The sequence below is a fragment of the Virgisporangium aurantiacum genome (genome assembly GCF_016863635.1).
GTDB classification, from domain to species: Bacteria; Actinomycetota; Actinomycetes; order Mycobacteriales; family Micromonosporaceae; genus Virgisporangium; species Virgisporangium aurantiacum.
Map to the genome: position 1 here is coordinate 1 of NZ_BOPG01000007.1, position 17,411 is coordinate 17,411.

Genomic DNA, 17,411 nt, shown 5'->3' on the forward strand with positions numbered 1-17,411 from the left:
GGGGCGGGTTCGACGGACTGGGCACTCATGGCGCCTCCTTGCGGATGCGAGCGGTTGGCCCGCTGCGGCGAAGGCTCAGGTTGACGCTTCGGCCGCGGGGTCTGACTCAGGGAAGACTCGCGTGCGTCACGCCGATGGGACGCCAGTTGCGCGGCGTAACTGCAGGTGGCGCCGCATCCACGGGAGATGCCCCACGCGGTGACCAATGCACCGGAGCGACGAATCTCCAGATCAATTACGCATCATGACCCTCCCAGATGCAAGTGCATTTCCAGGGTCGTAAGTTGCAGCATTTGCATGACTCCTGCGGATACTTGACAGATCAGGCTTGGTATCGTCTGCATGATGGCGACTTCGCCCAGCCCAACCATGCTCCGCCGCCAGCTGGGCGCCGAACTCAGGCGGTTGCGCGAGCGTGCGCAACGCACGGTGGCCGACGTGGCGGCGGAACTCGGCTGGTCCGAGTCGAAGTTGAGTCGCATCGAAACCGCGAACACCAGCATCAGAAGTGCTGACCTGCAACGCCTGCTCGGCACCTACAAGGTCACCGACCAGGAGACCGCGAGGCTGGCCGCCTTCGCCAACATGGCCCGGCAGCGGGCCTGGTGGGAGGGCTACGGCGACGCCCTGCTAGACCCGTACAAGACGCTGCTGGGCTTCGAGTCGGAAGCCAAGGCGATCTACGTCTACGACTCGCTGCTGCTCCACGGTCTCCTGCAGACCAACGAGTACGCGAGCGCGGTCATCCGAGCAGTGTCGGTCGGTGAGCGTCCCGACGTGATCGAGCAGCGGGTGGCGGTGCGGATGGCCCGCCAGGCCGTCCTCACCCGGCAACCGCCGGTGGAGTTGTACGCCGTCATCGACGAGGCGGTGCTGCGCCGGCCGGTCGGCGGCGTCGACGTCATGCGGCGGCAGCTCCGGCGACTCACCGAGGTCAGTGAGCAACCGGCGATCACCCTGCAGGTGCTGCCGTTCTCGGTCGGCGCCCACCGGGGCATCGACGGGTCGTTCTCGATCCTCGAGTTCCCCAGCGGCACCGACGATCCGCTCGCGTACGCCGACGGCATGACCGGCGGAGTCTTCCGGAGCAAGTCAGACGACGTACGCAAGTACTGGGCCAGCCTCGAATCCCTCCGCGCGATCGCGCTTGGGCCGAATGACTCTACCCATTTTATTGCCGACGTCATCGATGACTACCGATAGCTCGGCGGTCCGTGAAAGGGACCTTCACAGTGTCGTGGAAGAAGAGCACGCGTAGCGGCGGTAACGGCTGCGTCGAGGTCAACCGAGCGCTGCCCGCGGTGGGTGTCCGGGACAGCAAGGACCCGAACAGCCCGGTCATCAGTTTCGCGCCCGAGTCGTGGCGCACGTTCGTCGAGCAGGTGCGGGCCGGGCGGTACGACCGCCCAGCCGGCTGACCACGGTCCCGGATCACCCCACCGATACGGGAGACCCCCGCCCGCCAGCGGGGGTCATGACCCCCCGCTGCCTACCGGCGGGGGTCATGTGGTTCGCGCTACCTCCGGACGACCTTGCGCGGCTTGGCACCGACCCGGTCGGCGTAGCGCTTCCACGCCTGCGACTTCCAGTCCTTGCCCATCGTCATCACGACCAGCGCGCCCAGGAACCCGGCCACCAGCGTGATGCCGGCGTACCACCAGATCTGCCGGAAGAACAGGCCGGCGCCCTCGGCGAACGGCTGCTCACCCACCAGCAGCGGCCCGATGAAGACGCTCGCCGCACACGCGGCACCGGCCGCGAACAGCAGATCGGCCCAGACCCGCGGCATCGGATGGCGGCGCACCCACCGGATCGCCGCCACGAACACGACGACGCCGATCGCGGCCAACGCGATCAGGCCGACCCGGATCTCCCGGTCGTCGTCGCCGTCACCCCATACCTTCGCGACCACCCGCCCGACGACGTTGATCGCGAACATCACTACCGCCAGCACCCCGACCGGCAGCCACCGCTCCCTCATGCCTTGCTTCTCTACCGTGTGGACAGCGCGGTGACAACCGGGTGTCGCGTCAGAGTTTGGGACGGAATGCCGTAAGTACGAGACGGTACCCGGCGACCGCGTACGTGAGGCTACCGGCGAGCATCGTCGCGATGCCGACCCAGTTGTTGTCGGTCAGCACCAGGTCGCCCTCGCCCGTGCGGGTCGACGCCAGCACCATGATCGCGACCCACACGATTGCGATCGCGGCGACGCTCAATCGACGTCCCGTCACCTCGACCGTGAACCAGATCAGCCCGAGATTGACGACCACCGCGGCCACGACGGACACCGGCAGCCGGTCCTCGCCCCAGTAGAGCGGCGTCAGGTACGCCTCGAACGCCGCGGTGAGCACGGTGAGCGCCAGGGCCACCACGAACCCCACGATGCGCATCGTGAGGTCGACCGGCCGCCGCCACGGCGCCGGCACCGGCGGCTCCACCGGCTTGAGCGCCGCCTCGGGCGCGGCAGCGTCAAAGGCGGGCTCGGACACGGCGGTCATCGCGCCGAGGGGACCGGTGCCGGCTGGGCCAGCCCGGCGAACAGGTCGCTCTCCCAGCGGTTCGGGCCGCCACCGGGGCCGCGTTCGCCCGCCGCCAGCTGGAAGAACTCCATGCCCATGAACTCGGCGCCGAAGTTGCCGGCCACCGACAGCATCCAGTAGTTCTCCGGGATCTGGCTGGCGTGGGCGCGCACCGCGGCGACCTTCTGCTCGGCGAACTCGCGCCCGTCGACGCAGGCGGTGATCAGCTCGTCTGGCGTGCCGAAGGGCAGCTCGCTGGCGCTCTTGACCTCGGCGAACGGGTTGTTGGCGGTGCCGGCGAACTCCTCGATGCCCGCCTGGAGCGTGCTCTTCGGCACGGCCGTCCAGTAGATCTTCGCCGGCGCGAGGCCCTCTTTCTCCGCCAGCTCGCAGGCCCGCATCGTGACCCGGTGGGCCTGGATGTGGTCGGGATGGCCGTAGAAGCCGTTCGGGTCGTACGTCACCGCGACCTGCGGCCGGGTCTCGCGGATCACGTCGAGGAGGAGGCCGGCGGCCTCGTCGAGGTCGGCCTGCCAGAACGAGCGGGGGTGGTCGTTGGTCGGCAGGCCCATCATCCCGGAATCGCGATAGCGGCCGGCGCGGCCGAGGAACCGGTGATCGGTGACGCCGAGAGCGGCGCACGCGGCCGCAAGCTCACCGATGCGGTAGCCACCCAGCTGGTCGGCCTCCGCGGCCGCCAGCCCCTCCAGCGCCGGTACGTGGATCTCGCCCTCCTCGCCGAGGGTGCAGGTGACGAGCGTCACCCGCACACCGGCGGCGGCGTACATGGCCATCGTCGCGCCGGTACCGATGGCCTCGTCGTCGGGGTGAGCGTGGACGAACAGGATGCTGCGGGGCACGACGGAAACTCTACGTTGCGATCCGCATGACAACCGAGCGCCGCACGGGTCACCATTCCCGGGTGGACTATCCGGAACTTGCTGCCCGAACCCGTCGCTTCTCGTACGGCACACCGCGCGCGGTGTCCGTTTCGGCCGACGGCGACCGGGTCATCTTCCTGCGGTCGGCCGGACCGGAGGACCCGGTGGACCGGCTGTGGGTGTACGACGTGGGCGTGGGCACCGAGCGGCTGATCGCCGACCCGGCCGAACTGCTGGCCACCGACAGCGCCGAACTGCCCGCCGAGGAGCGCGCCCTGCGGGAGCGGCTGCGGCTCACGGCGGCCGGCATCGGGTCCTACGCGCTCGACTCGGCCGGCCTGCTCGCGGTGTTCGCGCTCGCCGGCCGGCTGTACCGGGCCGACCTGCGCACCGGCGCCGTCACCCACCTGCCGACGGCCGGTCCGGTGGTCGATCCGCGGCTCGACCCGGCCGGGCGCCGCATCGCCTACGTCACCGGTGGCCGGTTGCACGTGATCGGGCCGGAGGGTGACGACGCGGTGCTGGCCGGCGAGGACGGGGTCACCTGGGGGCTGGCCGAGTTCATCGGCGCCGAGGAGTTCCACCGCTACCGGGGCTACTGGTGGGCCCCCGACGGCCGGACCGTTCTCGCCGCCCGGGTCGACGAGGCCCGCGTCCCCCGGTTCCACCTACACGACCCGGCGGCGCCCGAAGCGGCGCCGACCTCGGTGGCCTATCCCCACGCCGGTGCCGCGAACGCCGAGGTGACGCTGCACGTGCTCGACCTCGACGGCGGCTGGGTCGACGTGCACTGGGACCGCGAGACCTACCCCTACCTGGTGGCCGTCTCCTGGTCCGACGCCGGCGGGCCGCTGATCGCGGTGCTGCGCCGGCTGCAGCAGCACGGCCTGGTGCTGGCCGTCGACGCCCGCACCGGCGAGACGCAGGTGCACGCCGAACTCGCCGACCCGCGCTGGGTCGAGCCGGTCGCCGGCACCCCGGGGTACCTGCCCGACGGCCGGGTGCTCGTCGGCGGCGAACTGGCCCACGAGGGCTTCGACGCCCGCTGCCTGTTCGCCGACGGCAGCCTGCTCACCCCGCCCAGCCTGTACGTCCGGCGGGTGTCCGGCCGGTCGCGCGACGACCTGATCATCGAGGCCGGCGAGGGCGAGCCCAGCGAGCAGCACGTCTTCCGGGTGCCGCTGCGGCCGACCGGCACCGCCGAGGCCCGCCGGATCACGCCGGCGGCCGGCTGGCACTCGGCCGCGGTCGGCGGCGAAACCATCGTGATCGCGGCCCAGTCGCTGGACCACAACGGGCCGGAGTACACCGTGTACCGCGGCAACGCGACGGTCGGCACGCTCGCCTCGCTCGCCGCGCAGCCGCCCTACGCACCCCGGCCCGCGCTGGAGCGCGTCACCGACCGGCGGCTGCCAACGGGCGTCCTCTACCCGCGCAACCACGTCTCCGGCCGGAAGCTGCCGGTGCTGGTCGACGTCTACGGCGGGCCGGGGCACCAGGAGGTGGTCGCGGTCCGGTCGCGCTGGCAGGAACGGCAGTGGTGGGCCGACGCCGGGTTCGCCGTCGTGGTGATCGACAACCGCGGGACGCCCGGTGTGTCGCCGAGCTTCGACAAGGCGATCCACCGCCGGTTCGCCGACGTCATCCTCGCCGACCAGGTGGAGGCCCTCGGCGCGCTCGCCGACAAGAATCCCGATCTCGACCTCTCCCGGGTGTCGATCCGGGGCTGGTCGTTCGGCGGCTGGCTGTCGGCGCTCGCGGTGCTGCGCCGTCCCGACGTGTACCACTGCGCCGTCGTGGGCGCGCCGGTCACCGACTGGACGCTGTACGACACCGCCTACACCGAGCGCTACCTCGGCCTCCCCGCCGACACACCGGACATCTACGCGCACAACTCACTGCTGGAGCTCGCGTCCGACCCGCCGGGGCCGGGCGAGGAGGCCCGGCCGATGCTGCTGATCCACGGCATGGTCGACGACAACGTGTTCTCGGCACACACGCTGCGATTGTCGGCGGCGCTGCTCGGTTCGGGACGCCCGCACGCGGTGATCCCGCTGACCGGCGCGACGCACATGGCCGCCGGCGGCCTGGCCGAGAAACTCCTCCGCATGGAGCTCGACTTCATCCGCCGCAACCTGGGAGACGGCCATGCTGCTTGACGCCGCCGCGATCGCGGCCGCGCTGGAAGACCTGCCGGAGTGGTCCGGCGACACCGACGCCATCAGCCGCACCGTCGAGGCGGCCAGCTTCCCGGCCGCGATCGCGCTCGTGAACGCGGTCGCCGAGGCCGCGGAGGCGGCCGACCACCATCCCGACATCGACATCCGTTGGCGCACCGTTACGTTCGTCTTAAGTACGCATTCCGCCGGCGGTGTCACCAGTAAAGACATCGCCATGGCCGCGAAGATCAACGAGCTGACCAGCTAAAACGGGAACCTCCTCATCCATCGATCCGTACCTCCCAGGGAAGAAATGGTTCGGCCCCCGGCCGATCCGCCCTGGGGAGGAGATCCATGGGCAAGAGGCCCGTCATCATTCCAACGGTCGCGATCGCCGTTGTCGCCGTAGCCGCCGTGACCATCCCGGCGTTCGCTGACGACGGCGGCGCCGACGCGCCACGCGGTAACGGTGGGCTGCCGGCCGCCGCCGGCGCACAGGCGATCGCCGCACCGCAGACGCTGGCCGCACTCCAGCGTGACCTCGGCCTGACCGAGGACCAGGCCCGGGCCCGCGTCCGCAAGGACCGCTGGGCCACCGACACCGCCCGCGCGCTGCGCACCACGCTCGGCGACACCTACGCCGGCGCCTGGGTGAACCGCGAGGGCACCCAGATGACCGTCGCCGTCACCACGGCGGCGGCGGCCGAGCAGGTTCGGGCCACCGGCGCCGAGTCCACGGTCGTCGCGCGCAGTGCGAAGGCGCTCGACACGGTGAAGGCCCGCCTGGACAGCACCGGTCGCCGGACGGCGTCGGCCGTCGCCGGCTGGTACGTCGACGTGTCGTCGAACACGGTCACCGTCGTCGCGCGTCAGGGCAAGCAGGCTGCGGCGACCGCGGCCGTCAACGCCACCGGCGTGGCCCGCGACGCCGTCAAGGTGGTCGCCTCGACGGAGGCGCCGCGCGTGCTGGCCGACCTCCGCGGCGGCGACGCGTACTTCATCAACAGCCAGTTCCGCTGCTCGATCGGCTTCTCGGTGCAGGGCGGCTTCGTGACCGCCGGGCACTGCGGCGCGGTCGGCGACACCACCACCGGCGCCGACGGCGGTCAGCAGATCGCACAGGGCACGGTGCGGGCGTCGTCGTTCCCGGGTGACGACTTCGGGTTCGTACAGACCAACGCCCAGTGGACGCCCACCGCGGTGGTCGCCACCCGCGCGCCCGAGGCCACCGGCAACGTGCCGGTCGCCGGCTCCGACGAGGCGCCGGTCGGCGCCGCGATCTGCCGCACCGGGTCGACCACCGGCACGCACTGCGGGCGGGTCCAGGCGCTGAACGCCACGGTGCAGTACCCCGAGGGGACCGTCACCGGGCTGACCCGCACCGACGTCTGCGCCGAGGGTGGCGACTCGGGCGGCTCGTGGATCAGCGGCAACCAGGCGCAGGGCGTGACCTCCGGCGGCTCGGGCGACTGCACCGTCGGCGGCACGACGTTCTTCCAGCCGATCACCGAGATCCTGCAGCGCAACAACCTGACGCTGCTGACCGACGGCACCGCTCCCGAGGAGCCGGAGGAGCCCGGTGAGCCGGAGGAGCCCGCTCCCGCCAACTGCGCCGGCCACGAGGCCAGCGTCAACGGCAACCTGCCCGGCACCGGTGCCCGCCAGGTGACCAGCTTCTTCCGCGCCAACGCCGGCACGCACACCGCGTGCCTCGCCGGTCCGGCGGGTACCGACTTCGACGTGGCCCTGCAGCGGTTCAACGGCCGCAACTGGCAGACCGTCCAGGACGCGAACAACGCGACCTCGTCGGACACGCTGACGTTCACCGGCCCCGCGGGGGCGTACCGCTACCAGATCCGGTCGCAGAGCGGCGGCGGCGCCTACGTTCTGGGCGTCGACATTCCGTAAATCTTCCTTCTACATGTAAATAGGGTCCGGGGAAGGGAGCCGGTGCGCCGATCAGGTGCACCGGCTCCTTACATACCCCCTAAAGTTGCGACACATGACGCACTTCGACGCGGCCTCCGCGGCGGTCGAGGCGGCACTGGCAGCGGGCGCCCGTTATGCGGACGCCCGAGCAATGCACCGCCGCTCCGAATCCATGACCGCACGCAACGGCGCAGTAACCGCACTGCTGGAGAACGAGGACGCCGGCATCGGTGTACGGGCGCTGGTGGGCTCGTCCTGGGGCTACTACGCGGTCCCCGACCTGGGCACCGCCGGCGCGCGCCGGGCCGGTGGTCGGGCGGCCGAGATCGCCGCGGCCAGCGCCTCGGTACCCGGGCCGGCGATCGACCTCGTGCACGTCGCGCCGCAGGTCGGCACCTGGGAGAGCCGGTGCGACGAGGACCCGCTCGCCGTCCCGCTGTCGGAGAAGGGTGACCTGCTCACGGGCGTCACCGAGACCGCCCACCGGGCCGGCGCCGACGTGGCACAGGCCCTGTACCAGATCTGGACCACCCGCACCTGGCTGGTTTCGTCGGCCGGGCACCGGGTCGAGCAGCACATCCGCAAGAGCGGCGCCGGCATGTCGGCCACCGCGATCGGCGACGAGGAGACCCAGCGCCGGTCGTACCCGGCGATGCGCGGTCAGTACGGCACCCGCGGCTGGGAACTGGTCCGCGAGATCGACCTGCCGGCCAACGCCGAGCGGATCGCCGCGGAGGCCCGGGCGCTGCTGACGGCGCCGCTGTGTCCGTCCGGCGAGAAGACGCTGATCATCGGCGGCGACCAGATGATGCTGCAGATCCACGAGTCGGTGGGCCACGCGATCGAGCTCGACCGCATCCTCGGCTGGGAGGCGGCGATGGCCGGCACGTCCTGGCTCGACCTCAGCAAACTGGGGTCGCTGCGGTACGGGTCGGAGCTGATGAACATCGTCATCGACCCGACGATCGAGGGCGCGCTCGGCTCGTTCGGCTACGACGACGAGGGGACGCCGGCGGAGCGCCGCTACGCGGTGCGCGACGGCATCTGGGTCGGCGTGCTGGCCGGCCGCGACTCGGCGGCGGTCGCCGGGCTCGACTACGGCGGCGCCGTGCGGGCCGACGGCTGGGCCCGGATGCCGATGGTGCGGATGACCAACGTCGGGCTGGAGCCCGGCCCGCACACCACCGAGGAGATCATCGCGAGCACCGACGACGGGATCATGGTGGAGTCCAACCGGTCCTGGTCGATCGACGACAAGCGGCTCAACTTCCAGTTCGGCACCGAGATCGGCTGGGAGATCAAGAACGGCAAGCGGGGACGGATGCTGCGCAACCCGACGTACACCGGAATCGGCCCGACGTTCTGGCAGTCGATGGACATGCTCTCCGACGAGGTCGTCAACTACGGGACGCCGAACTGCGGCAAGGGCCAGCCGGGCCAGATCGGGCACACCGCCCACCCGGCCGCCACCGCCCGATTCCAGAACGTTCGCGTGGGGGTGCGGGCTTAGATGAACACCGAGGAACTCGCCGCGAAGGCGCTCGATCTCGCGAGGTCCGGTCTCGGCGGCGGCGCGGAGATCGAGGCGCTGGCCCACCTCGAGCGGGCCGGCCTCACCCGGTTCGCGAACTCGTACGTCCACCAGCACGTGGCCGAGGAGGCGGTGGCGGTGACGCTGCGCGTCCACCTCGACGGCCGCACCGCCACCGCCAGCACCAGCCGCACCGACCGCGACGGCCTGCAGGTCCTGGTCGACCGGATCGCCACCGCCGCCCGCCTGCTGCCGCCCGACCCGGAGTGGCCCGGCCTCACGCCGCCCGAGCGGCCCGCCGACGCGGCACCGCTCGACCCGGCGATCCTCGAGGTCACCCCGGCCGCCCGCACCGCGCGCGTCAAGGCGTTCGTCGACGCGACCAGCGGCCTGCTCGCCGCCGGCTACTGCAGCACCGGGTGGACGTCCGGCAGCTTCGTCAACTCGGCCGGCCACTCGCTCACGGCCGAGTACACCGAGGCGGCGTTCGACGGCGTGGCGCGCGCCGGCACGTCGTCGACGCCGGCCGACGGCGTCGCGCGGCTCTCGTCACCGTGGCTGGCCGACATCGACGGTGCCGCGCTTGGCGCGCGGGCCGCCGCGAAGGCGCACGCCTCGGTGTCGCCGAGCTATCTGCCGCCCGGCGATTACGAGGTGGTCCTCGAACCGGAGGCGGTCAGCGACGTCCTCGGTTCGCTCGCCTACTACTGCTTCAACGGCAAGGCATTCGCCGAGCGTCAGGCATTCGCGCGACCCGGGGTCGCGCAGTTCGATCCCGCATTGTCCGTCGTCGATGATCCGGCCGCCGGTGGCCTGCCTTTCGACCGCGAGGGGACGCCGAAACGGCGGCTCGACCTGGTTCGCGACGGCGTGACCACCGGCCTGACCCACAACCGCCGCACCGCGGTCGAGGTCGGCGCGAGCCCCACCGGGCACGCCGCGCCCGGCGACGACACCTGGGGACCGATCGCGACGAATCTCGCCATCGAGCCCAGCCCCAGCGGGCCGGCGAACACCACCGACTCCGTCGCGGCGCTGGTGGCGCAGGTCGAGCGCGGTCTGCTGGTCACCGACATCTGGTACACCCGGGTGCTCGATCCGCGTCCGTTGATCATGACCGGGCTGACCCGCAACGGCGTCTGGTTGATCGAAGGCGGTGAGATCGCCGGACCGGTGCGCAACCTGCGGTTCACCCAGGCGTACCCGCAGGCGCTGGCCCCCGGCCAGGTCCTCGGAATCGGTTCGCACGCGGTGAGCCAACCGGCGCACGGGTTCGGTTTCTCGGCGTTCCGGGCACCCGCACTAAGGCTTGCCTCATGGCACTTCACCGGCGGCGCAGAGGGATAGCGAAGGGATTTCCGTCGCCACGCAAGTGCCTCTTCGTCACATCACACGGCCCCTTCTCGGCTGGTGCAACCTCCGGGCGTAACGTGTGCAACGTCTGTACTTAACACTGGTCCGCTCAGGAGCTGGCACATGACGACCACGGCAACGAGGCCGGGAAGGGCGCGCGCACGCGCCGAAATCTCGGCGAAGACGTTGCGGACGGACCGCTGGTGGGTGCAACCACTCATCATCGCGGCCATTCTCGGTTTCTTCGTGGTCTATTCCACGATCCGCATCTTCATGAACAAGTGGTATTTCGTACCCGAGGGCGGCTATCTCACCCCGCTCTACTCGCCGTGTCTGAGCGATTCCTGCGTCGAGGGGTCATCGCATTTCGGCACGCCGTTCGGCGAGTTCCCGCGGTGGCTGCCGCTCGGCCTCGCGGCGTTCCCGATCGTCGCCGGGTTCCGGGTCACCTGCTACTACTACCGCAAGGCCTACTACCGCTCGTTCTGGATGTCACCGCCCGCGTGCGCGGTGGCCGAGCCGCACAAGAAGTACACCGGCGAGACGCGCTTCCCGCTGATCTTCCAGAACTCGCACCGGTACTTCTTCTACCTCGCCGCGGTGGTCCTGGCGATCAACCTGTACGACGCCGTCCACGCGCACATCGAAGACGGCCAGTTCCAGGCCGGCCTCGGCAACGTCGTCATCTGGATCAACTGGCTCATGCTGGCCGGGTACACGCTGAGCTGCCACGCGTGCCGGCACGTCGTCGGCGGCCGGCTCAAGCATTTCTCCAAGCACCCGGTGCGGTACCGGTTCTGGACGTTCGTCTCCAAGCTGAACGCACGGCACGGTTTCTACGCGATGACGTCGTTGGTCACCGTGATCGCCACCGACGCCTACATCATGGCGACGTCGGCGGGCTGGTTCGACGACCCGCGCTTCATCAACTAACGGCGAGGACGTGATGACGAACATCGAGCGGCACGCGTACGACGTCGTCGTGATCGGTGCCGGTGGCGCCGGCCTGCGCGCGGCGATCGAGGCACGACTGGCCGGCATGAAGACCGCGGTGATTTCCAAGTCCCTGTTCGGCAAGGCGCACACGGTGATGGCCGAGGGCGGCGCCGCGGCGGCGATGGGCAACCGCAACTCCCGCGACAACTGGATGGTCCACTACCGCGACACCATGCGCGGCGGCAAGTTCCTCAACAACTTCCGGATGGCCGAACTGCACGCCAAGGAGGCTCCCGACCGCATCTGGGAGCTGGAGACCTACGGCGCGCTGTTCGACCGCACGCCCGACGGCAAGATCTCGCAGCGCAACTTCGGCGGCCACGAGTACCCGCGGCTGGCGCACGTCGGTGACCGCACCGGCCTGGAGCTGATCCGCACGCTGCAGCAGAAGATCGTGTCGCTGCAGCAGGAGGACTACGCGGAGACCGGCGACTACGACTCCCGCCTGCGGGTGTTCGCCGAGACCACGATCACCGAGATCTTCGTGCAGGACGGCCGGGTCGCCGGCTGCTTCGGCTACTACCGCGAGTCGGGCGAGTTCGTGCAGTTCGACGCGCCGTCGATCGTGCTGGCCACCGGCGGCGTCGGCAAGTCGTACAAGGTCACCTCGAACTCGTGGGAGTACACCGGCGACGGCCACGCGCTGGCCCTGCGTGCCGGCGGCAAGTTGATCAACATGGAGTTCCTGCAGTTCCACCCGACCGGCATGGTCTGGCCGCCGTCGGTGAAGGGCATCCTGGTCACCGAGAGCGTCCGGGGTGACGGCGGTGTCCTGCGCAACACGTCGGGCAAGCGGTTCATGTTCGACTACGTCCCCGACGTCTTCCGCAAGCAGTACGCGGAGACGGAGGCCGAGGCCGACCGCTGGTACGACGACCCCGACAACAACCGCCGCCCGCCGGAACTGCTCCCCCGCGACGAGGTCGCCCGGGCGATCAACAGCGAGGTCAAGGAGGGACGCGGCACCGAGGCCGGCGGCGTCCTCCTCGACATCGCCAGCCGGCTGCCGGCCGAGCAGATCCGCAAGCGGCTGCCGTCGATGTACCACCAGTTCAAGGAGCTGGCCGACGTCGACATCACCAAGCAGCCGATGGAGGTCGGTCCGACCTGCCACTACGTCATGGGCGGCGTGGAGGTCGACGCCGACACGGCCGAGGCCGCGGTGCCGGGCCTGTTCGCGGCCGGCGAGGTGTCCGGCGGCATGCACGGCTCGAACCGGCTCGGCGGAAACTCGCTGTCCGACCTGCTCGTGTTCGGCAAGCGGGCCGGCGAGTACGCGGCGAAGTTCGCACAGGCCAACCCGCGCATCCGGGTCCAGCATGCGGAGATCGAGGCCGCGGTCGAGACGGCGCTCGCGCCGCTCACCCGCGGTGACGCCGGTGAGAACCCGTACACGCTGCACGCCGATCTGCAGGCGGTGATGGGCGACCTGGTCGGCATCATCCGGCGGCAGGGCGAGCTGGAGGAGTCGCTCACCCGGCTCGGCGAGCTGAAGGAGCGGGTGAAGAAGGTCGGCGTCGGCGGCGGTCGCCGCTACAACCCCGGCTGGCACCTCGCCCTCGACCTGCGCAACATGGTGATCGTCAGCGAGTGCACCGCGAAGGCGGCGCTCGAGCGCGAGGAGTCGCGCGGCGGGCACACCCGGGAGGACCACCCGGGCATGAGCCCGACGTGGCGGAAGGTCAACCTGGTCTGCTCGTACGACGGCGAAGACGTGCACCTCACGCACCAGCCGGTGCCGACGATGCGGCAGGAGCTCCTGGAGTTGTTCGAGCTGTCGGAGCTGACGAAGTACATGACCGACGAAGAGTTGACGAACCTCGCCGAAGGCGGTGCGGAGTAGATGGGCACGAAGCGTCAGTTCCGGGTCTGGCGAGGGGACGACACCGGCGGCAAGCTCGAGAGCTACCAGGTGGAGGTGAACGAGGGCGAGGTCGTCCTCGACATCATCCACCGGCTGCAGGCCACCCAGGCGCCCGACCTCGCCGTCCGCTGGAACTGCAAGGCGGGCAAGTGCGGGTCCTGCTCGATGGAGATCAACGGCAAGCCGCGGCTGGGTTGCATGACCCGCATGTCGACGTTCACGGAGACCGAGGTCGTCACGGTCACGCCGGTGCGCGCGTTCCCGGTGATCCGGGACCTGGTCACCGACGTCTCGTACAACTACCAGAAGGCGCGTGAACTCCCCGCGTTCGCGCCGCCGGTCGGTGTCGCGCCCGGCGAGTACCGGATGCAGCAGGTCGACGTCGAGCGCTCGCAGGAGTTCCGCAAGTGCATCGAGTGCTTCCTCTGCCAGAACGTCTGCCACGTGGTGCGTGACCACGAGGAGAACAAGCCGGCGTTCTCCGGTCCGCGGTTCTTCATCCGGGCCGCCGAGCTCGACATGCACCCGCTCGACGCCCGCGACGACCGCAAGGAGCAGGCGCAGAAGGCGCAGGGCATCGGGTACTGCAACATCACCAAGTGCTGCACCGAGGTCTGCCCCGAGCACATCAAGATCACCGACAACGCGATCATCCCGATGAAGGAGCGCGTCGTCGACCGGAAGTTCGACCCGATCGTCCGGCTCGGCCGGAAGATCTTCCGCCGCGACCAGCTCGACGACCCGGCGAACTGGCCGGCCGAGGAGATCCCGGCGATGTCGGGCGCGAGCGTGCCGGGTGGCCGGGAGGCCGCTGAGGCGGGCGTACAGGCCGCTCCCGAGCAGGCCTGGCATCACCAGGCCCGGCTGCCGCAGGCCGCGCCGGTCGGCCCGGACGGTCACCTGCCGGTATCGGAAATCGCGTTGGACCGCCCGGCCGCGTCGTCTCCGTACGGCGACGACGTGACGTTCCCCCTACCGCCGGAGAACCTGAACTACCGGCACGAGTAGAAACCTGCGACCCCTCAGGGCAGCGATCGCTGCCCTGAGGGGCTCAGCTTCGGCTCCAGCGCCGTGACGATCGGTTTGTCGGCCGGCAGCCAGGGGACGTCGTCGAGCTCGCCCGCACCGAGCCAGCGCAGCGCGGAGTGCTCCAATGCCATCGGACGCCGGTCGCCGACCAGTCGCGCCAGGTACACGCGGAGCAACAGCCGGCCACCGTTCATCGGTACATCGGGGCCGACCTGCTCACCCACCTCGATGTGGACGCCGAGTTCCTCCTCGCATTCGCGTGTCAGCGCATCGACGTCGCTTTCCCCCGGTTCTGCCTTGCCGCCGGGAAACTCCCAGCCACCGGCCATTTCGGGCGGTTCGGCGCGTTCGCATGCGAGGACGCGACCATCGACGACGATGGCAGCGCCGACGATGAGTCGCGGTCCAGTCCGTTCTGCGGTCCGTTCTTGAGGCACGGGCGTCAAGGGTGCCAGATTTCCGCGAACTTCAGGGTGCACGACTGGTCCTGTAGGTCACCGAGTGGGGGAATTGTGGGCGTGGACACACCGCCCATGATTCGGCAAGGATGTCTCTGAAGCCGTAGGTGAAGGTGAGGCGTCAATCAGGCCACAAGCCGGCAACGACGCCGAGAGCAGAGGTGGCTATGCGTGTACGTCGAAGCGACAAGGGGCGCCGCGACTATCTCGTTGACGCGTTCGCGCTGTTGCAGGGTTGGACCCGCGATGGCCACGAGATGCGCAGAACACTCCCGCTCGACGACAGCCAACACGCCGCGCTCACCGAGAGCATGAAGGTAGCCGCCGACGCACTCCAGTTGCGCGCGGAGGCCCGCCGGCTCGACGGTCACACGCAGATCCGGGTCCCCACGCCCGAGGGCGGCGGCCTTTCGGACAGCGAGGTCGCCCTCGCCGCCCGGATCGAAGACCTCTACAAGCGCATCACGGGCGTCGTCGCCTGAGTTTCTAGTCGATCGGGATCCGGTAGACCAGTTCGTAGCGGTCACCCGGGATCGTGATGTCCGCCGTCTCCACCGGCCGGCCCGCGGCGTAGTACGTCCGCTCGATGACGAACACGAACTGCCCGCGCAGCGGAAGCCGCAACTCCTGCGCCTCCACCTCGATCGCCGGTCGCGCCGTGATGCGCTCGACCGCCTCGTCCACGCGCACGCCGATCGCGTCCAGGCGGGCCACCACGCCCACGGCGGTGCCGTCCTCCGGCCACTCCACGGGCGTGTCACCCGTGATGGCCAGCGGCTCCCACGAGTGCGACAGCTGGATCGGTTGGTCCCCGGCGGTGAACAGGTACCGGGTCGCCATCACCGGGTCGCCGGGCGCGATGTTCAGCCGCCGCGCGACGTCGGCGTCGGCCGGCGTCCGGTGCGACTCGTGCACCCAGGTCGCCGCCTGGCCGGCGCGCTCGGCGTCGCGGGCGAACGGAGACGTGGAGCCCGGCTCTGAGCGCTGGCCGCGCCCGTGCGAGTGGCGCACCATCCGGGGCACCGACCGCACGAACGTGCCGGAGCCGCGTCGGCCTTCCACCAACCCGTCCCCCTTGAGAACGCTGAGCGCCCACTTGACCACGGTGCGCGAGACACCGTACTGGGCCATCAACTTGGTCTCGGACGGCAACCTGGACGCAGGTGCGAGTTCGCCGCTGAGGATCCCGGTTCGTATATCGCCGGCGATGCGCAGATAGGCGGGTGTTTCGGGCACTGCGGTACCCCCAAACGGTCAGCCCCACCAATAGATCACGACCGCCGGGCTTCCCGTCAATATCGCCGTCCGTCAGTCAGTCCATTGCACCCGGAAAGTTAGTGCATTAACTTCGGATGTAGGCCCTCCCTGTTCGAAGAGTCGGTGGTTGCGTGGACTACCAGCGAGCGATCCAGGAGAAGGAGCGGCACCAGCCCCGGCGGCGGTCGTGGTGGCAACGGTTCCGTCGCCGCCCGCCGCGCTGTCGAGCCTGCAACGAGGTGTGGCCGTGCACCCGGCACCAGCGCGCCCGGGCGCGCATCATCCAGTTGCTCCGCGAGGAGTTGCAGGGGAACGCCGGCTCACACTGGTGAGCCGTCAGACGTTGAAGCGGAACTCCACGACGTCGCCGTCGCGCATGGTGTAGTCCTTGCCCTCCATGCGCACCTTGCCGGCGGCCTTCGCCGCGCTCATCGAGCCGGCCGCCATGAGGTCGTCGTAGCCGACGATCTCGGCCTTGATGAAGCCGCGCTGGAAGTCGGAGTGGATCACGCCGGCCGCCTCGGGTGCGGTGGCGCCGACCGGCACCGTCCAGGCCCGGGCCTCCTTCGGGCCGGCCGTGAGGTACGTCTGCAGGCCCAGCGTGCGGAAGCCGACCCGGATCAGCTGGTGCAGGCCGGGCTCGTGCTGGCCGATCGACTCCAGCAGCTCGCGCGCCTCGTCCTCGGGCAGGTCGATCAGCTCCGACTCGACCTTGGCGTCGAGGAAGATCGCCTCGGCCGGCGCCACCAGCGCCCGCAGCTCGTCGAGGAACACCGGGTCACCGAGTTCGGCCTCGTCGACGTTGAACACGTACAGGAACGGCTTCGTGGTGAGCAGCGTCAGCTCGCGCAGGGCGGCCACGTCGATGCCGGCCTTCTCGGCGCCGGCGTACAGCGTCGTTCCACCGTCCAGAAGCTCGGCGGCCGCCGCCGCGGCGGCCGCGATCGGCGCGCGCTCCTTGCGCAGCTTGGCCTCCTTCTGGAGACGCGGGACCGCCTTCTCCAGCGTCTGCAGGTCGGCCAGGATCAGCTCGGTGTTGATCGTCTCGATGTCGTCGGCCGGCGAGATCTTGCCGTCGACGTGCACCACGTTGGGGTCGGAGAACGCCCGGACCACCTGGCAGATCGCCGCCGCCTCGCGGATGTTCGCGAGGAACGCGTTACCGCGCCCCTGCCCCTTCGACGCGCCCCGCACCAGGCCCGCGATGTCGACGAACGACACCGCCGCCGGCACGATCTTCTGCGACGAGTGGAGCTCGGCGAGCTTGTCGAGCCGCGGGTCCGGCAGCCCGACCACACCGACATTCGGCTCGATCGTGGCGAACGGGTAGTTCGCGGCGAGGACGTCGTTCTTGGTCAACGCGTTGAACAGCGTGCTCTTGCCGACGTTGGGCAGGCCGACGATGCCGATGGTGAGACTCACGTCGAACCAG

General features: G+C 70.2%; 18 protein-coding genes. 12 read left to right on the forward strand and 6 right to left on the reverse strand.

The window, feature by feature from the left end:
* The first annotated feature begins 345 nt into the window (after nt 1-345).
* Complete coding sequence (locus Vau01_RS05065; protein WP_203987807.1) at nt 346-1,203, forward strand: helix-turn-helix domain-containing protein; 858 nt, start codon at nt 346-348, stop codon at nt 1,201-1,203.
* A 29-nt stretch (nt 1,204-1,232) separates the two neighbouring features.
* Entirely contained in the window at nt 1,233-1,418 is a 186-nt protein-coding gene (locus Vau01_RS05070; protein ID WP_239151317.1) for a DUF397 domain-containing protein, read from the forward strand.
* A 98-nt stretch (nt 1,419-1,516) separates the two neighbouring features.
* On the opposite strand, the gene Vau01_RS05075 is transcribed toward Vau01_RS05070, so the two are convergent.
* From Vau01_RS05075 to mshB, 3 genes are read right to left on the reverse strand one after another with little or no spacing between them, the layout of a single operon-like run.
* Complete coding sequence (locus Vau01_RS05075) at nt 1,517-1,981, reverse strand: hypothetical protein (protein ID WP_203987811.1); 465 nt, start codon at nt 1,979-1,981, stop codon at nt 1,517-1,519.
* 49 nt (nt 1,982-2,030) lie between these two features.
* Entirely contained in the window at nt 2,031-2,501 is a 471-nt protein-coding gene (locus tag Vau01_RS05080; RefSeq protein ID WP_203987813.1) for a hypothetical protein, read from the reverse strand.
* Nucleotides 2,498-3,382, reverse strand: coding sequence for an N-acetyl-1-D-myo-inositol-2-amino-2-deoxy-alpha-D-glucopyranoside deacetylase (mshB, locus tag Vau01_RS05085; protein WP_203987815.1), 885 nt, complete (start codon nt 3,380-3,382; stop codon nt 2,498-2,500). The genes Vau01_RS05080 and mshB overlap by 4 nt, the downstream gene beginning before the upstream one ends.
* A 62-nt stretch (nt 3,383-3,444) precedes the next feature.
* Between mshB and Vau01_RS05090 the strand changes: the two genes are divergently transcribed.
* From Vau01_RS05090 to Vau01_RS05125, 8 genes are all read left to right on the forward strand, one after another.
* A complete protein-coding gene (locus Vau01_RS05090) occupies nt 3,445-5,562 on the forward strand; it encodes a S9 family peptidase (protein WP_203987817.1) in 2,118 nt (705 codons plus the stop codon).
* Nucleotides 5,552-5,830, forward strand: a complete 279-nt coding sequence (locus tag Vau01_RS05095; protein WP_203987819.1) for a 4a-hydroxytetrahydrobiopterin dehydratase — start codon at nt 5,552-5,554, stop codon at nt 5,828-5,830. Before Vau01_RS05090 ends, Vau01_RS05095 begins: the two co-directional genes overlap by 11 nt.
* 86 nt (nt 5,831-5,916) lie before the next feature.
* Nucleotides 5,917-7,470: a S1 family peptidase gene (locus Vau01_RS05100; protein WP_203987821.1), complete on the forward strand. Its 1,554-nt coding sequence runs from the start codon at nt 5,917-5,919 to the stop codon at nt 7,468-7,470.
* Nucleotides 7,471-7,564: 94 nt separating this feature from the next.
* On the forward strand, nt 7,565-9,001 hold the full coding sequence (locus Vau01_RS05105; RefSeq protein ID WP_203987822.1) for a TldD/PmbA family protein: 1,437 nt from the start codon (nt 7,565-7,567) through the stop codon (nt 8,999-9,001).
* A complete protein-coding gene (locus Vau01_RS05110; RefSeq protein WP_203987825.1) occupies nt 9,002-10,369 on the forward strand; it encodes a TldD/PmbA family protein in 1,368 nt (455 codons plus the stop codon).
* 129 nt (nt 10,370-10,498) lie between these two features.
* Complete coding sequence (sdhC, locus tag Vau01_RS05115) at nt 10,499-11,308, forward strand: succinate dehydrogenase subunit SdhC (protein ID WP_203987828.1); 810 nt, start codon at nt 10,499-10,501, stop codon at nt 11,306-11,308.
* Between the two features lie 13 nt (nt 11,309-11,321).
* Nucleotides 11,322-13,214, forward strand: coding sequence for a fumarate reductase/succinate dehydrogenase flavoprotein subunit (locus Vau01_RS05120; RefSeq protein ID WP_203987830.1), 1,893 nt, complete (start codon nt 11,322-11,324; stop codon nt 13,212-13,214).
* Nucleotides 13,215-14,243: a succinate dehydrogenase/fumarate reductase iron-sulfur subunit gene (locus Vau01_RS05125; protein ID WP_203987833.1), complete on the forward strand. Its 1,029-nt coding sequence runs from the start codon at nt 13,215-13,217 to the stop codon at nt 14,241-14,243.
* Nucleotides 14,244-14,257: 14 nt separating this feature from the next.
* On the opposite strand, the gene Vau01_RS05130 is transcribed toward Vau01_RS05125, so the two are convergent.
* Nucleotides 14,258-14,710 carry a (deoxy)nucleoside triphosphate pyrophosphohydrolase gene (locus Vau01_RS05130; protein WP_203987881.1) on the reverse strand — a complete coding sequence of 151 codons (453 nt, stop codon included), beginning with the start codon at nt 14,708-14,710 and terminating at the stop codon, nt 14,258-14,260.
* Between the two features lie 179 nt (nt 14,711-14,889).
* Between Vau01_RS05130 and Vau01_RS05135 the strand changes: the two genes are divergently transcribed.
* Complete coding sequence (locus tag Vau01_RS05135) at nt 14,890-15,204, forward strand: 4a-hydroxytetrahydrobiopterin dehydratase (RefSeq protein WP_203987835.1); 315 nt, start codon at nt 14,890-14,892, stop codon at nt 15,202-15,204.
* Nucleotides 15,205-15,208: 4 nt separating this feature from the next.
* On the opposite strand, the gene Vau01_RS05140 is transcribed toward Vau01_RS05135, so the two are convergent.
* Complete coding sequence (locus Vau01_RS05140) at nt 15,209-15,958, reverse strand: GntR family transcriptional regulator (RefSeq protein WP_203987837.1); 750 nt, start codon at nt 15,956-15,958, stop codon at nt 15,209-15,211.
* A 152-nt stretch (nt 15,959-16,110) separates the two neighbouring features.
* Between Vau01_RS05140 and Vau01_RS05145 the strand changes: the two genes are divergently transcribed.
* Nucleotides 16,111-16,311 carry a hypothetical protein gene (locus Vau01_RS05145; RefSeq protein ID WP_203987839.1) on the forward strand — a complete coding sequence of 67 codons (201 nt, stop codon included), beginning with the start codon at nt 16,111-16,113 and terminating at the stop codon, nt 16,309-16,311.
* Nucleotides 16,312-16,315: 4 nt separating this feature from the next.
* On the opposite strand, the gene ychF is transcribed toward Vau01_RS05145, so the two are convergent.
* Nucleotides 16,316-17,401: a redox-regulated ATPase YchF gene (ychF, locus tag Vau01_RS05150; RefSeq protein ID WP_203987841.1), complete on the reverse strand. Its 1,086-nt coding sequence runs from the start codon at nt 17,399-17,401 to the stop codon at nt 16,316-16,318.
* Between the last annotated feature and the right edge of the window lie 10 nt (nt 17,402-17,411).

What these genes read in the sequence shown, in the direction of transcription:
- Vau01_RS05065 (WP_203987807.1), top strand. Translation starts at nt 346, where the DNA reads ATGGCGACTTCGCCCAGCCCAACCATGCTCCGCCGCCAGCTGGGCGCC.
- Vau01_RS05075 (WP_203987811.1), bottom strand. Translation starts at nt 1,981, where the DNA reads ATGAGGGAGCGGTGGCTGCCGGTCGGGGTGCTGGCGGTAGTGATGTTC.
- Vau01_RS05080 (WP_203987813.1), bottom strand. Translation starts at nt 2,501, where the DNA reads ATGACCGCCGTGTCCGAGCCCGCCTTTGACGCTGCCGCGCCCGAGGCG.
- Vau01_RS05095 (WP_203987819.1), top strand. Translation starts at nt 5,552, where the DNA reads ATGCTGCTTGACGCCGCCGCGATCGCGGCCGCGCTGGAAGACCTGCCG.
- Vau01_RS05100 (WP_203987821.1), top strand. Translation starts at nt 5,917, where the DNA reads ATGGGCAAGAGGCCCGTCATCATTCCAACGGTCGCGATCGCCGTTGTC.
- Vau01_RS05105 (WP_203987822.1), top strand. Translation starts at nt 7,565, where the DNA reads ATGACGCACTTCGACGCGGCCTCCGCGGCGGTCGAGGCGGCACTGGCA.
- Vau01_RS05110 (WP_203987825.1), top strand. Translation starts at nt 9,002, where the DNA reads ATGAACACCGAGGAACTCGCCGCGAAGGCGCTCGATCTCGCGAGGTCC.
- sdhC (WP_203987828.1), top strand. Translation starts at nt 10,499, where the DNA reads ATGACGACCACGGCAACGAGGCCGGGAAGGGCGCGCGCACGCGCCGAA.
- Vau01_RS05120 (WP_203987830.1), top strand. Translation starts at nt 11,322, where the DNA reads ATGACGAACATCGAGCGGCACGCGTACGACGTCGTCGTGATCGGTGCC.
- Vau01_RS05125 (WP_203987833.1), top strand. Translation starts at nt 13,215, where the DNA reads ATGGGCACGAAGCGTCAGTTCCGGGTCTGGCGAGGGGACGACACCGGC.
- Vau01_RS05135 (WP_203987835.1), top strand. Translation starts at nt 14,890, where the DNA reads ATGCGTGTACGTCGAAGCGACAAGGGGCGCCGCGACTATCTCGTTGAC.